This window comes from Flammeovirga pectinis (assembly GCF_003970675.1).
GTDB lineage: Bacteria > Bacteroidota > Bacteroidia > Cytophagales > Flammeovirgaceae > Flammeovirga > Flammeovirga pectinis.
The window spans coordinates 972,065-987,248 of record NZ_CP034562.1 but is presented as its reverse complement, the minus strand read 5'-3'; the positions used below and the strand labels follow the sequence as shown (position 1 = coordinate 987,248).

Here is a 15,184-nt window from a genome sequence, read left to right as displayed (position 1 = left end):
AGACGAAACTAACCTAATGACTATCATCACCTTTATTAGCAACTAAAATGATTTACATAAAAAAAGCATTTAACAACCGGTTGCTAAATGCTTTTCTTTAAATAGCGTTACTTTTCAAAAAAATAGCAACTTAATTTTAATGTATTACGGATTTGTTGCCCAAATACTTATTTGAGGAACAAAAGCTCTTCTTTTTAAAGATAAATTTGAGATTATAACCTCAGCAATATCTTCTGCTGTTAAGCTATTTTCATCCAAAGGAATTTCAGTACCTAGATTATTATTAAAAGTTCCTGTAGTCCAACTTGGGTCTATATGGAAAACTCTAATATTATCTTTCCTTAATTCTTTTACTAATGTTTGAGATAAATTTAATAAAGCTGCCTTACTAGAAGCATAAGCTCCACCATTTGGAAAGCCATAACTACCTCCTGTTGCACCAACATTAACGATATCTCCGTAATCCTGTCTTTTAAAATAAGGTATACATAGTTGTACTAAACGTGCTGGAGCAATAACATTTATGGCATACATTAATTCAAAATCAGTACGCTTTAAATCTTCTATACCTGCCACAACAACATAACCTGCGTTATTTATTAAAATATCTACGGTGGTAAGTTCTTGAATAGCAAAATTAAAGAAAGTCAGAATTCCATCTTCTGTACTTAAATCTACTGTAACCCCTTTTGCTAGTGTTTGCTGAGCAGTCTTTTCTACTTTATCAGCATCTTTTCCACAAAAAACAATTTCAGCTCCTAAATCAGATAATTGTTTTAAAACTTCTAACCCTATGCCAGAGCTTCCTCCTGTTAGCATTACTTTTTTACCTTGCCATATCATACAGTATAACCGTAAATTTTATCTACCATTTCATCTCCATCAAAATACCCTGCCGCTAATTCTTCCGCTTCACCATCTCCTTTATCTATTAATAAAGAAGGGAAACCATTTGCTAAGTGCCTTGCTTGGTTTATTTCTGCAATTGTATCGTTTTGGTCTTCATCAGAACCCCAACCATCCATAAATGATTTTGTATCTATTTCTAAATTTTGTAGAATAGTTAAATAGGTTTTAAAATCATCATAACGCTGACCAAAATAAAATTGAGCTCTTTGTAATTCTGATATAAAATCTAACAACTTTTCTGGGGCATTCTTTTTTACCCAAGTAATGGCTAATGCAGGTTCGAAACTAGAGAAAATATAAGATTCGTCTTTAGAAAGCTCATAAAATTCTGTACTTACAAGAGCACCCGTTTTTTCTTCCATCGGAGGAGAATGTTGTTTTATGAAGTTATTTGTTTCTTCTCCTCCTTTTGGCGCTTGATCGCCAATCCACATTCCACCAACTAAAAAGTCAAATTCTACCTCACCTTTGTAAGCCTCATATACTTTTTGAATATTCTTGCTATTTCCGTAGCACCACCCACATTGAGGGTCCATTACATATATTAATTTCATCTTATTCTATTTTGATTGATTTTTGGCAAAGATTGATAAAAATCAGCCATAAAAAAATAGTCCAAGTAAATACAAGGACTATTTTCCTGTTCTAACTATTTTATCGAATGATTATTTTCTGGTTATGAATCATTTTGTTACCTGTAAATATTTCTATAATATACACTCCAGGAGGTACTGACGACACATTGAATTCCATATTATCAAAGTCATCCTTTCCTTCTAATACATATTGTAGTCCATCTGTAGCGTGAATAAGACGAATAGTCATTTCACCATCTTCTTCGTCAATATTTTGTACCTCCACATTTAATTTAGTGTCAGCAGGAATTGGGAAAATATTTACATTATATGCACTGTTTCCTTCTTGATGAACTATTCTTACCCATTCTTCAGATTTACCATCAAAATCATACTCAATTAACTTATAGTAAATCATAGATTCGTTCGGTACATCTTCATCTGTAAAAGCATATACTTCTTCTTTATTAGAATTACCTGCTGCTTGTATTTCTTCTGAAATTGTTGTGTAATTTCTTCCATCAGTTGAACGTTGTATTATAAAATGTGATGTATTTACTTCTTGCTCGTCTACCCAATCAAGATCAATAAAACCATCATCCATTGTTGCTGTAAAAGTAGATAGTGTTATTGGAAGAACTGAAGCAGGTACATTTAAAACATTCGTAACAACATTATGATAATGCGGGTTGTTTGGATTATTCCATCCGTTATGATTTCCATGCCCACCATTAGACCTTCTATTTGATGGTGAGACTGTATTAGAACTACCGACAATTATATACTGAACACTATCAAATAAAGTTTTCACTTTACTTAACCCTTCATCATATTGAACATACGTTACTTTTTTACTATTACCTTTTGCTTTACCAAATGATTTTACTAATTGTTGAGTATTACTACCATCATTTACTCGTCTAAACAAATCATACGAATTGTATTGATTAGATCTTTTAATTTCTAATGTAATTTTTGCTTTGTGTCCTTTTTTAATGTATTCAGCAACAGCTGTAGCACTCCTCATTCTTATCGCATCTGCTAATATAGAATCTGCAATAATAATTTTTTCTTCACTTGCAGTTCCACATTTATTCTGCATACCTTCATAAGCTTCAATAATATCTTCAAATTTATCTACCGAAGCAATATTTGTAATATCTCCTATTGCATTGATATTAAATATATTATTTGTATCTCCAGTTTCTTCTACCCAATTATTTCCACTTTGGTTATGATTATAGATTTTGCCTAAAACAAATGTTTTTCCAGCACTAGAAGTAGAAACACCTGGAAAACTTTCTGACATCAAGTTCTTCCCTTTAAAATCTCCCCCTACAAGTATATTACCAATATTTAAAGAGTGGTACTTATCAAAAGTAAACGGATTTGAATTTTCAAAAATTAAGTCACCAGTTACAATAAGATTACCATAAACGCTTAGAAATGTATTCTGATTTAAGATGAGATCACCACAAATAGTAAGTGTTGTATCTTGCCCAATAAAAACGTTCTTTTGCTCATGTGATGAAGTGGTAAATAACTGGCTCCCTTGTAATTCATAGTTCTTACCCTCTTTTACGCCAATACTTCCAGCTCTTTTTATTAGGTCTTCAACATTCAGTAGCCTTTTAGTAACAGGAGCTAAGTTCTCGCCTTTTGTTATTTCTGCCTTAATTTGGTTTAAGCCATTCTGACATTGATCTGATGGTTTTAAACTTGTTTCGTAAGCCTGAATAGCCATTTTAACTGCATCCGTTTTTAAAGGGAATTTTTGATGCTGAAAAACATCTGCTATTGTTGTTTCAGGAATTACAATACCCCTTAACAGACCACCGTGGAAATTAGAATAAGTTGATGCCCAAATTCCACCAGTTCTAATATCACTATTTCTTGTAAATGTTCCTCCAATAACAAAAGTTCCTTTTTCAAGTGATAAAGTATTACCCGAAACATAGTTATTACTCCCTCTAGGTATAGTCGATTTATCACTATAATCTCCCCCCACTAAAATTATACCTTCATTACTTATACTGTAAGCTCCGTTCATCCATGAACCTGGATTTAAAGAGTAATTTAAGTTCCCTGTTACACAAAGAACTCCACCTTCTTGTACTAAAAGATTTTCGTTATTATCAATATTCAAATCTCCACAAATTAGAACAACCTCATTACTATATATATTGCAGCTTTGAATACTACTTTTAGTTGTTGCAAATTTATAACTACCACTTCCTCCTTGAATTTTAAAAACATGATATTCCTGACCATTCGGTGCTAAAACTGGTATCGGTAATTCAGATATATTTTCATCAAGATGATTTTTGAAATATTGTAAACGAAGACTTGGACCTTTAAGAAACACTTCATCTGTAGATCCATCTTTCTTATTGACTATTAATTTATAATACTTCTGGTATTTTATTGTAACTCCTTTAGTTGTAAATCTTTCTTTATTTTCATCGATAGCTATAGTATTTCCTCTATTATTTGAACTAACAACACCAACTAATTCCGTAAAATTGACAGAATCTTTAGACATCTCTACAGAATAATCTTTTACTAAATTATTAGTTGTTGGATTCGGGCGCCATACTAAATATATAAACCCATCTGCTACATGAAATTGAAAACTAAAACCATATTCTGCTAGGTTATCAATATTTTCTTGAGATAAAAAATCAATATTTCTAGCATCACCTTTATCAAGTTCTTTCTCTATTTCCTCTATTTTTCTATTTTCAGACCCAATACATCCGTTATGTTTCAAATGTTCAAAATGATGAATTATATGATTTACATAAACAACGTCACTAGCACTTTGCCCATCTGATAAAATAGACAAATGCCCCACATTACTAGATGTAGTACTAGAAGCCCAAGTTCTACCAGAAGCTACCAAACCTTTTACGTTTATTGTTCCATGTACAATTAAGTTACCTGAATGTAGTTTTCTTGTATTTGCTACTGTATTATCTTACTCTTGGAAATTTCCACCAACAATAATATTCCCTGAGTTTTCAAATTTATTCTGTCCATTTGATGTAGAACCTGATAATATTAAATTACCTGAAAGGATTAAATTTCCAGCATTAGATAAAACAGCAGAACCAGATAACTCCAAGTCTCCGCAAATAATTAAAGTCTCATTAGATTGAATTATTATTCCATCATTGTGATAAGAAATAGACTTGTTAATTTCAAAAACATTACTTCCTGGAGAACCTATTTCATCACCTTTTTCTAGGTTTACGATTATTCGAACAGGTTCTTGTGAAAATGAGTCTATATAATTGAATAAAAAAATGAATAATAAAAGATATTTCTTCATTGTTAGGTTATTTTTGAGTTATTAAAAATAGAAACTATTAGTTATTGAATATACTGAATCTCAGCTTCTGAATTATTACATTTAATTTTATAAATACCACCTAAAATAATTGGTGTGTTAGGAGCTTCGTGCCCACATGTAACATTAGTGATTACAGGCACATCAACTTTCTCTTTAATAATTTGTTTTATTGAAAGTGGAAATAAAGGAGCTTCTTCTTCTGGAACCATAGAAAACTGCCCCATAATAATTGCTTTAACATGTTTAAGATCGCCACTTCTTTTTAATCGTGTCATCATACGGTCTATTTGATAAGGCTTCTCTCCTACTTCCTCTATAAGCAATATCTTTCCTTCAATTTCTAGTTCCGAGTACGTTCCTATTTGATCGGCAAGCATACATAGATTACCACCAACAATTTCTCCTTCTATCACTTGATTACTAAAAGACTCATTTACTTTACCATGTAAAACAGGTACCTCATCTTTAAATAATAATTTACGTAACTGTTCTACACTTTCCGAAAGTTCTTTTCTAGCAAATTGTGCTACCATAGGCGCATGAATCGACTTATACCCTAAATTATTTAAACAATTATGGAGTGCCGTAACGTCAGAAAAGCCTATTAACCATTTTGGGTGATCAATAAATCTCGCCCAATCTAAACGATCTATAATTCTAGTTAAACCGTAACCACCTCTTGCCATAAAAATGGCTTTAATATCGGGGTTATCAAGTTCTTTTTGTAAACGACTAATTCTTCTGCTATCGTGTCCTGCAAGGTTACCCCATTCTGCCGCCCATTCCTGATCGTCAGAAATTACTAAACCCCAAGAACGGAGGATTTCAATACCTTGTAAAACTGCTTCTATATTTACTTTTCCAGAACCTGCGATTACAGTTACTTTATCTCCTCTTTTTAATGACTCCATTGTTTGATAACATTTTATATATGTAAGTAGTCACCCATAAAATTACTTATGGTTGCTTACTTAATTTCAGAAGATATTGATTAATAAAAAAGCCGAACTCAGTTTAAATTGAGTTCGGCTTCGAAATATTATAATCTGTCTTGCAAATAAGCATTAAACAGAAACTTCTGCTTTAATGTGTGGATGTGGATCGTAATCTGTTAATTTAAAATCCTCTCCTGTAAAGCTAAAAATATCTTTAACATCAGGGTTTATTTGCATTTTTGGTAAGCTCCTAAAATCTCTAGTAAGCTGTAATCTTGCTTGGTCTAAATGATTATTGTATAAATGAGCATCTCCGAGTGTATGTACAAAATCGCCTGGTTCTAAATCACATACTTGTGCAATCATTAATGTAAGCAACGCATAAGAAGCTATATTAAATGGCACTCCTAAAAATACATCTGCACTTCTTTGGTATAACTGACAAGATAATTTCCCGTCTGCTACATAAAACTGAAACAAAGCATGACAAGGCATTAACGCCATTTTTGGTAATTCTGCTACGTTCCATGCAGAAATCACTAATCTTCTTGAGTTTGGGTTGGTCTTGATCTCGTTAATCAACCACTCAATCTGATCTACCGCTTCTCCATCTGCTCCTTCCCAAGAACGCCATTGTTTACCATAAACAGGACCTAACTCTCCGTTCTCGTCTGCCCATTCGTTCCAAATACGCACACCATTCTCTTGTAAATAAGCAACGTTTGTCTCTCCTTTCAAAAACCACAATAATTCATGAATAATTGAACGAAGATGAAGCTTTTTTGTCGTTAAAACTGGAAAGCCTTCCGATAAATCAAAGCGCATTTGATGTCCAAATACAGAACGTGTCCCTGTACCTGTTCTATCTCCTTTTACAGCGCCTTCGTCTAATATTCTTTTAAGTAATTCGTGGTATTGTTTCATGTCCTTTGTCTATAAAAAATCTAATTACAAAAGTGCGTTATTTCCTTTCGACTACCAAATTTTTTCCCTCATCAAAATAATAATCTCCGCGTCTTGCACCACCAATGTAAGTATAATGTAAAGAAGCGTCGTCAAATTTCTGTTTTCCTCTAAAGACAGCACTCCCCAAAAGTGTCAATTCAAAAACTCCTTCTTTATTTTCAATAATTAATAATGGCTGAATAGATTTTATGATATTCTCGTATTGCATATCTCCATATCCCTCCCAACTTTGCCTTCTCAATAACGCACCAACCAATTGATGTTTTGTTAAATTCGACTCATTTATAAACTTAAGTACTCTACGTTCTAATTTATTAATTCCAGAACGATTATTCGGAAACCGTTCTAAATGTGCTTTCATTGCCTTTTCTAAAAAAACAAACGGTTTTGTATGCTGATGAATATAAGGAATGAAGTCGTTTATATCTTCTGATAAATACTTCTTCCAAAAGAGTAATGCGTACTTTAAGTCTTTACTATTCAGCTCAATTCTCTCCTCATATAGCTTTTGATAAGCTGTTGGTAAATATTCTCCTAAACCTTTATTTGCAGATGTAATAATTATAGATACTTTACTTTTAAGCTTCTCAATAGTGGCTAAATAAGCTAAAACTGACATCATATTGATCTGACAAAAAAGGTCGTATTCAAACCACAACACTATTTCTCCAGCATTTTCAATCTTCGTAATTTTAATTAATTCTGATGTAGACAGTTTATCATATTCTTCTGGAGAAATTGCATAATTATAAGAGAAATAGTGCCTTCTACTATTAAAAAATGCATCTGATAACAATTCACCCCTACAATCTCCCTCCACAAGCATTTCTCTAAAAATAATTGGCACTGCACTAAAGTTATTTTGTGTCCATAAAACATAACTACTATCTCCATTAAGTATATGATAATCCATAGATCAAATTGTATTTACATTCATTTATTTATATTAAAATAGCTATTTTTTTAGACATATATCAATAAAACATCACTTTCATCATATTTTATCATAAAAAACGTGCTTTTTTGATATTTTTTTGATATAATGCATATCATAATTAAATATGATGAATATCATTTTTTCGTGTGCAATTACTGCAGGTAACATATAACTTTACATTGACTATCATGAGAGCATTATCTAAAAAAGAACAAGACATTATTTCTATCATTAAATCCAGCTTAAGAGAATCTTTAAAATTTGGATTTATTGCTGATTATATGAGTCTTATTCTTCCAGATCATAAAATCTATGCTGAAAGAGCATTAAATAAATTGTGTCCACATTCGGGAGCTCAAAAAGAGAACCTTGATTCTGACGACATTCAAGTTATTAGAAAACTAATGGAACTCATTTCTGAACCTGATACTCCATTTGTAAATATCATTCATCCTTATCACAGAAAATTAGCTGCTGATTATAAGATGAGTTGGTTATATAATTTAGCACATTTAGGAACGCCAATGGTAAATGTTCCTAGTTATTTAAAATAACAAAACACGCCACAGTTAAAAAGGGTGCTATCATTGTAAAAATGATAGTACCCTTTTTTATTTACTAAGTATCTTCTTGCTTCTTTGAATTTTTAAAATTTTGTTCTTGAATACTATAAACTTTCAGAAAACACAGAATACTGTTATATAAGCATTCCGTTTTTATTTAATACCGTTAGAGAAGCCCTAATTAAGGTATTATTTGCATTAAAAAGTAATAACGTTTTTCATAATGTTACCTCGCTTTCATTTAGATTCTCATTAAGAGCAATTCAAAAATTACCAATTCCCTAACATAATTCACATTTAGCTACAAACTACTTTTTTAACACCTCAAATAACACTTAATAAAATAGCACCTATCTTAGAATTACTTGTAAATTTTTGATATATTTAGAGTATCAATCAGCATTAACTCAATAATTAACTCTCAAACAATGGAACAAGATTTCCTAACACTTTATGACGACTTCACTTTAGGAGTTGCTGCATACAAACGCTTGAAGCATAAAACTTTTATTTTTTGTTATTTGAATGAACAGGGTAAGAAACTCGATAACTTTGATGTAAATAATTATGGTAAAGTAATACACGAAGTTTATCCTGAATTAGAACAATTTGGATTAATTGATCATTTAGAAAACGTTTTCCAAACTGGGCAACAAATGATTTTACCTTTCTCTGCGTATTCAGTATATCCTAATAAAACAATCTATAGAGCCAATAAAATCAAGAAGATTGGAAAAGACATGATCATCAATATTTATAATGATGAATCTGAAACGTATTCGTATATAAAAGACATTAAAAAGAATAACAATAAGGTAAATGAAGCTTTAGCTATTTTATCGCATCAAATTAGGGGCGATGTATCTACTTCTTTAGGTTTAATAGAATTGCATAAACAGGAATTAATAGAACCACATAAACTAGAATGTTCGTTAGACCTTGTTAAAAAGAATTTAGAAAATATTGATTTCACAATTCATGATCTAGTAGATGTTTTATTTAAAAAGACTACTGATGAATAATAAATAAAGCTGTATTCTATTTTTTAAAATAAGAATACAGCTTTAGAAAAAATATCACCGCAATATTCTAGGTAATTTATTTAAGTCGCATGGTCCAATTGATGAATAAATCAACCCACTGATTTGTACCATCAACCTCTCTGCCAGCACCAAAACCATGTCCTCCTATCGGGAAAATATGTGTTTCTACACTAGCTCCAACTTTATGCATTTTTTCAGCATACAATGTTGTCTCCTTTATAAAGCAAATATCATCATCGTAGGCGTGAGTTAGAAAAGCAGGTGGAGTAGTATTGTTTACGTAGTTCAATAAAGTATTCTTCTCTACTTCTTCAGGCGTCATTTTACGGTAGTACAAATCATTTTCTAACCATTCTTTATTGGCTTTAGATAAATCTGTTACACCATAAATAAAAGCAGAAAAATTAGGTCTTTCTTCAATATCTTCTGTCGGCCACAACGTTGCCACAGTTGCTAAATGTCCGCCAGCAGAAAAACCCATTACCCCTACTTTATCTTTCTTAAAACCATATTTACTAGATATTTTTCTCATTATTTTCAACGCTCTTCTTGTATCTGTAATAGGAACAAGCCAAGGTGAATCAGAAGATTTTGGATTGGGTAATCTATATTTTAGTACTGCTGCAGTAATTCCGCTTTTAGATAATGCTTTTGCCAAATCGTACCCTTCATGGTACATTGCTACTAAACCATATCCCCCGCCAGGAATTATTACTACTGCTTTACCTGTATTCTTTCCTTTGGCTTTAAAAACCGTTAATGTAGGCTCTGTAATATCAAAAACACAGGTTGTTCCGTAAGCCTCTTCTTCGTATTCTTTTAAGTCATTCTCCTTATAAAAAGGCTTTTCTTGGCCTTCCCAAATGTGAATTACCTCTTGTGCATTTACGTTTACAACCGTCAATAAAAGGAAGAATATTAGTACTCTATTTTTCATCATTATTTTACTTTATTCATTTTAAAATAAGCTCTTATTTCCTCAAATTGACTATCCCATTTTTCATCTGTTATCCAGTGCCCTTGCGTTTGGTCTATAAAATAATTTTTGGTTGATGTGATACGGTTGTATGCCGAGAAACTAGTAGCTGGAGGGCATACATCATCTTGTAAGCCAATCGACATAGATACTGGTACTTTGATTTTATGCATTAAATTTTTTGAATCAAAATAACTTAACACATCCAGTACATCGTTCCAATTTTTTGATGGGTGAGCAGCCAAGAATTCGTCAATTTCTTCCCAATGCGAAATTGTAAAATATCTTTCCCAATCTGTTAAGAAGGGGATACCTGCAACACAAAAAGAAATTCTACTATCTAAAGCAGTTGTAATCATGGCCAACCCGCCACCTTGAGAAGCTCCTGCAATTGCAATTCTTGATTTATCAACATCATTTCTTGTCATTAAGAAATCCATTGCTCTAATACAATCAAGATAAATACCTTTGTAATAAAACTTGTTTTGATCTTCTAAACCCCTGTTCCACATTTTATAATGTCTAGGGCCTGTATTGTCAGAGTTACCATGGTCTCGAACATTAAAAGAAAAGACAATCATGTCATCATATTTATCTTGTGGTTCTAGACTTACAGTGTAGCCAGGTACTTCTAAAATAGTTGGGTAAACCCCTTTCTTTTTAGGTACTTCTAACCAACCTCTTACTGTTATTCCATCCGTACTTTGCATTTCCACCTCAAAAAGGTTTGTTTTTGTACTTTTATCTCTTTTTACTTTTTTCAGCTTATAGTGAGGTGCTACTGCAGCTAATTCTTTTAAATTATCTTCCCAAAATTTATCAAAATCTTTTGGCTTACGTAATGGTGAACTAATATTTTCTGGATGAGTACCAACAACCGTATACAGTTCGTGTTTCTCTCCTAGGTAAGTAAAAGTTGCTGTAACTCTAAAAAATCCATCTTTTTTAAAACGATAGATTGGACAATAAGCAGACAGTAAAGAATCTCCTTTTACTTTATACGGAAATTGAAGCGATTTTAAAGGTGTTCCCTCATCATCGGTAATTACCCAATGTATTTTTAAATCTATATTTTCAGAAATTTCGTTCTCAATTTGTGCATGGATTTGTAATAAACGATCTGGAAACATTCCCTCATTATGAGGCACTAGCTGGATTGATAGTTTTGAGTTTGTTTCTTCTTGTGCAAAGACAGTAAAATTTACCGCTGTAAAAGACAAGATTAATAAAATTAGGAGTTTTTTTTTCATGTTTTTGAATTAATAAAGAGTCACCTCAATTTACCCAATTGAGGTGACTGATACTATAAATATTAGTCATATAAACAGCTATTAATTTAATATAAATCAACAGCTACTTTGCTTCTATTTTACATTATTTTTTTATGAAAGTCAGTACTGTAGAATAGCCCTCTACTTGTATAAAATACACACCTTTAGGCAGTGTTACTATTTCTATTTCAGTCCCTTTCCCTTTCATTTGTTGAACACCTTGTACATTAAAAATAGTGTAATTAGGTACTTCATTTTTCAATCCCTCAATTTCAAATTGAATTCTATCTACAGAAGGGTTAGGGTAAACTGTATATTTTAATTTCTGATTTAAATCCTTTTTAAGCAGTGAGTTTCTACCATTACTTGTTACTAATTGCATTTCTGCTAAATCAAAATTAATTGTTGAGTTGTTCAATGCTTCTAAAATAACATTAATGTGCCAAGTACCCTCTGGAGCTGCAATTGTTGTTAAGCTAATTTGTTTCCAATCTGAGTTTAAATCTAAGATATCAATACTCCCCTCTTCTATTACAGCTTGACCTTGGTTTCTAAATTCATATTTTAACCGTCCTCTAGTTCCACTTTGGGCTCTTGCGTAAACAGATAAATCAAACATATCGCCTGGGTTAGCTGGAGCTGCATGCATAACACCAAATGTTGGAGGACATACCAAATAACATGTACCATCAACAGCATCTGTTCTATTTTTTGCATATTCTGGAAACGACCACGTTGCAAAAGGTCTCCACCCATCAGCAAAACCTTCGATTAAAGACGATTCAAAACTTCCATTTCCTACTTCACCATATGGTGCAAAAGTAGATAAATTACTTGGTGTTGGAGTTGGCAAGTTCATAACATTAGCAATATGAGCAGCTAAGATATTTGCAAAGCCAGCGTGTTCATTAATTACTGTATGGTAATCACTCCAATACCATGGGAATTTCACAAAAGACATATTTGTATCTCCGTTGGCTATTCTTTCTGCTACAAAATCTCCAACATAATCAGCAGGTTCTCCAAAAGCCCACCCCTTAGAGTTGGCCATTACAATATGTGCAGCTGGATAGTGCGTTCTTAATGTAGTTACTAATTCATTCCAGCTACTTTTCATTACTGTTTCGGATGCACCAGAATAGTAATCATTTGCACCTAAATTTATTACTACAACATCTGCCGTAAATCCCCAATAATTATTTTCAAAATCCCATTGGTTTACATTACTGTTACCTCCTGTTATATGAATTTTACTGTAATGGTCTTTTAAGTCTAATTTTCTAGCGGCATCAGTTACTCCATGTCCTCCAGCAGAAAAATTAGAAACTTCTGCATTTAACATTCTTGCAGTCATTGCCGGGTATGTATAATAACCACCAGATAACCTAGCGTATCCTTCATCTCTTACATCCCATGCAGACCACCCCGCCGCATTACTATCTCCGTAATATTCAATTTTAAGTGCAGGTCTTGCTGATGGTGGTAAAAGTCCCGTTCCGTTTTTAATTACAAAACCTTTAAAGGTAACTTTTGTATCGTACTCGTTTACTTTTACAATCTCTAAAGTATGGTCTCCTGCATCTAGGTTTTCTACCAATGTAAACACCTGGTTTTTAGCAGTAATTTTTATTACTTCTCTATTGTAAGGATCTGCATTTCCATCTACAATAATATATAAAAAACTATTTCCTAAGGTGTTAGAGAACGTTCCTTTTACTGATGTTCCGTTAAAGTTAATTTTAATAGATGTACTCGGAAGACTAAAAACCGGGGCGTCTGGGTTCTTCATTGTCATTCTTCCTGAATACTGAATTTTAGTGTTTGATGGTGTAACATTTACTGTCTGTGCAAAAGCAGTACTTTGTAATGCAAAAAGCACTACACCAATCAAAAAATTAGTAATTGTGTTCATAGTTAATTTTGATTTGTAGAGAATATGAGCTTGGTTAAATATTCTCTTGTAATAAATTCGTTTCAATTAATTATAGCGTACTAGAATTGCCGGCATTTAAACCAGTAGCTATCTTCTTTTTATAAATAAACTGTTATTTATTTTTGGTTTCAGAAGGCAAATCACTTACCTAAATTTTTGTTCTTCTTTGAATTACTTGTAATAGAGACCTCTTCCATTGTTACTACATCAAATTGTACTTTATTACTTGTCCCTGCCTTTAAAACAACATTTATTTGCCAAGTGGCTAACGGAGATTCATCAGTTATAAATTGAACTTTCTTCCAATTATTGGTAAGCGTACATACTTTATTATTAGATGTGATTACTTGTTGCCCTTGGTTTCTAAATTCATAACCTAATACACCTGTACCTTCTGTTCCTTTCACCCACACAGAAATTAGATATTTTTCTCCTTTTTGTGCTTTTACTGCTTGATGAATCCCTCCATTTTCTTCACATTCAACATAAGCCTTTCCTTCTTTTGCATTAGAAGAGTTTATTACTGTTTTTGCTTCTGATGAAGAAATTGGACGCCATCCATCTGGTCTTACTTTTAAAATACTACTTTCAAAAGATGTATTTCCTAATAATTTATCTCCTTTAGGAAAAGATGAATATTGATTTGGTTTAGGCTGAGCCCAACCTTTTACTTTGGCAATATGTGTAGCTAAAATATCTGCAAAACCTGCTTGTTCTGAAATAACTGCATGGTCTGGCCCCCATAACCAAGGAAATTTGACAAAAGAGATATTGTTCTCTCCATTTAAATGGAACTCTGTTATCATTTCTTCTATATAGTCTGTTGGTTCACCTATTCCCCAACCTTCTGAGTTTGCTAAAACTATATGAGAATTTTTATAATGCGTTCGAATAAGATAGGTTACAAAACGCTTCCAACTTTCTTTTTGCTCCTCTTTACTTGCACCGTTATAGAAATCATTTGCCCCTAAATTAACGACTACAACGTCAGGCTCTTTATTGATATAGTTGTCCTCAAAGTCCCAAAAGTTAGTAGATGGGTTGCCTGTTTTAATATGGATTTTATTATAATATCGCGATAAATCTCTTGCTCCCATTTCTGGTGTAATTCCATATCCTCCAGCAGAAAAATTAACATATTCTGCATTTAATGCTCTTGCTACAAACCCTGGATATGTAAAATAGCCTTCGCTTTCTTTGTCTCCTCCTTGGTCTCTGTCGTTCCAAGCAGACCACCCTGATGGATTGGAATCTCCATAAAATTCAATAAATCTTTTAGGTTTTGTTTTTAGTGGATAAGTTGTTTTGAACTGTGTTTCAAATCCATAAAAAGAGAGCATACTCCAATATTCACTTACTTTTACCAGTTCTACTGTATGGTAAGTATCTTCTAAACCCTCTGCAATTGTATAACTTCTTTTTTGTTCTGTAATTTCTATTACCGTTCTATTGTACGGAGTAGCCTTTCCATCTATAATTACATATAAATAGCTTTTGCCATTTCCGTCAAAATTATTACTAGAAAAAACCGCATTTATAGCTGTCCCTTTAAAGCGTACTTTAATAGAAGTACTTGGCATACTAAAAGTAGGAACCTTAATATTAGAAAATTCGATACGCCCATTGTACTGAATATTCGAATTATCTGGAAAAATGTTAATTGTTTGTGCTGTTACTATTCTAGAAAAGAAGAGTAACAGCACAATTAGATCAAAGAGTTTCAT

At 32.4% G+C, this 15,184-nt stretch carries 13 protein-coding genes; 2 read left to right on the top strand and 11 right to left on the bottom strand.

What is annotated here, in order from left to right; genetic code table 11:
* Positions 1–144 precede the first annotated feature (144 nt).
* The 7 genes from EI427_RS04040 to EI427_RS04010 form a co-directional block, all read right to left on the bottom strand.
* A complete protein-coding gene (locus EI427_RS04040) occupies positions 145–843 on the bottom strand; it encodes an SDR family NAD(P)-dependent oxidoreductase (protein WP_126611895.1) in 699 nt (232 codons plus the stop codon).
* On the bottom strand, positions 840–1,463 hold the full coding sequence (locus EI427_RS04035) for a DsbA family protein (RefSeq protein WP_126611892.1): 624 nt from the start codon (positions 1,461–1,463) through the stop codon (positions 840–842). Before EI427_RS04035 ends, EI427_RS04040 begins: the two co-directional genes overlap by 4 nt.
* 100 nt (positions 1,464–1,563) lie before the next feature.
* Positions 1,564–4,386 (bottom strand): T9SS type A sorting domain-containing protein, encoded by a 2,823-nt coding sequence (locus EI427_RS04030; protein ID WP_126611890.1) that lies wholly within the window; start codon positions 4,384–4,386, stop codon positions 1,564–1,566.
* Positions 4,387–4,461: 75 nt separating this feature from the next.
* Positions 4,462–4,815: a hypothetical protein gene (locus EI427_RS04025; protein ID WP_126611888.1), complete on the bottom strand. Its 354-nt coding sequence runs from the start codon at positions 4,813–4,815 to the stop codon at positions 4,462–4,464.
* A gap of 41 nt (positions 4,816–4,856) precedes the next feature.
* The gene (locus EI427_RS04020) at positions 4,857–5,747 is read right to left on the bottom strand and encodes a S66 peptidase family protein (protein ID WP_126611885.1); all 891 of its coding nucleotides are present in this window, start codon (positions 5,745–5,747) and stop codon (positions 4,857–4,859) included.
* Positions 5,748–5,900: 153 nt separating this feature from the next.
* Positions 5,901–6,695 carry a thymidylate synthase gene (locus EI427_RS04015; RefSeq protein WP_126611883.1) on the bottom strand — a complete coding sequence of 265 codons (795 nt, stop codon included), beginning with the start codon at positions 6,693–6,695 and terminating at the stop codon, positions 5,901–5,903.
* Positions 6,696–6,732: 37 nt separating this feature from the next.
* On the bottom strand, positions 6,733–7,650 hold the full coding sequence (locus tag EI427_RS04010; protein WP_126611874.1) for a hypothetical protein: 918 nt from the start codon (positions 7,648–7,650) through the stop codon (positions 6,733–6,735).
* Between the two features lie 212 nt (positions 7,651–7,862).
* On the opposite strand from EI427_RS04010, the gene EI427_RS04005 reads away from it, so the two are divergent.
* A complete protein-coding gene (locus EI427_RS04005) occupies positions 7,863–8,228 on the top strand; it encodes a hypothetical protein (protein WP_126611872.1) in 366 nt (121 codons plus the stop codon).
* Between the two features lie 437 nt (positions 8,229–8,665).
* Positions 8,666–9,259, top strand: coding sequence for a hypothetical protein (locus EI427_RS04000; protein WP_126611870.1), 594 nt, complete (start codon positions 8,666–8,668; stop codon positions 9,257–9,259).
* A 76-nt stretch (positions 9,260–9,335) separates the two neighbouring features.
* On the opposite strand, the gene EI427_RS03995 is transcribed toward EI427_RS04000, so the two are convergent.
* From EI427_RS03995 to EI427_RS03980, 4 genes are all read right to left on the bottom strand, one after another.
* The gene (locus EI427_RS03995) at positions 9,336–10,220 is read right to left on the bottom strand and encodes an alpha/beta hydrolase (RefSeq protein WP_126611868.1); all 885 of its coding nucleotides are present in this window, start codon (positions 10,218–10,220) and stop codon (positions 9,336–9,338) included.
* Positions 10,220–11,506 carry an acetylxylan esterase gene (locus EI427_RS03990; protein WP_126611866.1) on the bottom strand — a complete coding sequence of 429 codons (1,287 nt, stop codon included), beginning with the start codon at positions 11,504–11,506 and terminating at the stop codon, positions 10,220–10,222. The genes EI427_RS03995 and EI427_RS03990 overlap by 1 nt, the downstream gene beginning before the upstream one ends.
* Before the next feature lie 124 nt (positions 11,507–11,630).
* The gene (locus EI427_RS03985) at positions 11,631–13,439 is read right to left on the bottom strand and encodes a GDSL-type esterase/lipase family protein (protein ID WP_126611864.1); all 1,809 of its coding nucleotides are present in this window, start codon (positions 13,437–13,439) and stop codon (positions 11,631–11,633) included.
* Positions 13,440–13,600: 161 nt separating this feature from the next.
* Positions 13,601–15,184: a GDSL-type esterase/lipase family protein gene (locus EI427_RS03980; RefSeq protein WP_126611862.1), complete on the bottom strand. Its 1,584-nt coding sequence runs from the start codon at positions 15,182–15,184 to the stop codon at positions 13,601–13,603.

Excerpts from the sequence above, each read along its gene's own strand:
- EI427_RS04020 (WP_126611885.1), bottom strand. The coding sequence starts at position 5,747 with ATGGAGTCATTAAAAAGAGGAGATAAAGTAACTGTAATCGCAGGTTCT.
- EI427_RS03995 (WP_126611868.1), bottom strand. The coding sequence starts at position 10,220 with ATGATGAAAAATAGAGTACTAATATTCTTCCTTTTATTGACGGTTGTA.
- EI427_RS03990 (WP_126611866.1), bottom strand. The coding sequence starts at position 11,506 with ATGAAAAAAAAACTCCTAATTTTATTAATCTTGTCTTTTACAGCGGTA.
- EI427_RS04010 (WP_126611874.1), bottom strand. The coding sequence starts at position 7,650 with ATGGATTATCATATACTTAATGGAGATAGTAGTTATGTTTTATGGACA.
- EI427_RS04005 (WP_126611872.1), top strand. The coding sequence starts at position 7,863 with ATGAGAGCATTATCTAAAAAAGAACAAGACATTATTTCTATCATTAAA.
- EI427_RS04015 (WP_126611883.1), bottom strand. The coding sequence starts at position 6,695 with ATGAAACAATACCACGAATTACTTAAAAGAATATTAGACGAAGGCGCT.
- EI427_RS04025 (WP_126611888.1), bottom strand. The coding sequence starts at position 4,815 with ATGAAGAAATATCTTTTATTATTCATTTTTTTATTCAATTATATAGAC.
- EI427_RS04000 (WP_126611870.1), top strand. The coding sequence starts at position 8,666 with ATGGAACAAGATTTCCTAACACTTTATGACGACTTCACTTTAGGAGTT.
- EI427_RS04040 (WP_126611895.1), bottom strand. The coding sequence starts at position 843 with ATGATATGGCAAGGTAAAAAAGTAATGCTAACAGGAGGAAGCTCTGGC.
- EI427_RS03980 (WP_126611862.1), bottom strand. The coding sequence starts at position 15,184 with ATGAAACTCTTTGATCTAATTGTGCTGTTACTCTTCTTTTCTAGAATA.
- EI427_RS03985 (WP_126611864.1), bottom strand. The coding sequence starts at position 13,439 with ATGAACACAATTACTAATTTTTTGATTGGTGTAGTGCTTTTTGCATTA.
- EI427_RS04035 (WP_126611892.1), bottom strand. The coding sequence starts at position 1,463 with ATGAAATTAATATATGTAATGGACCCTCAATGTGGGTGGTGCTACGGA.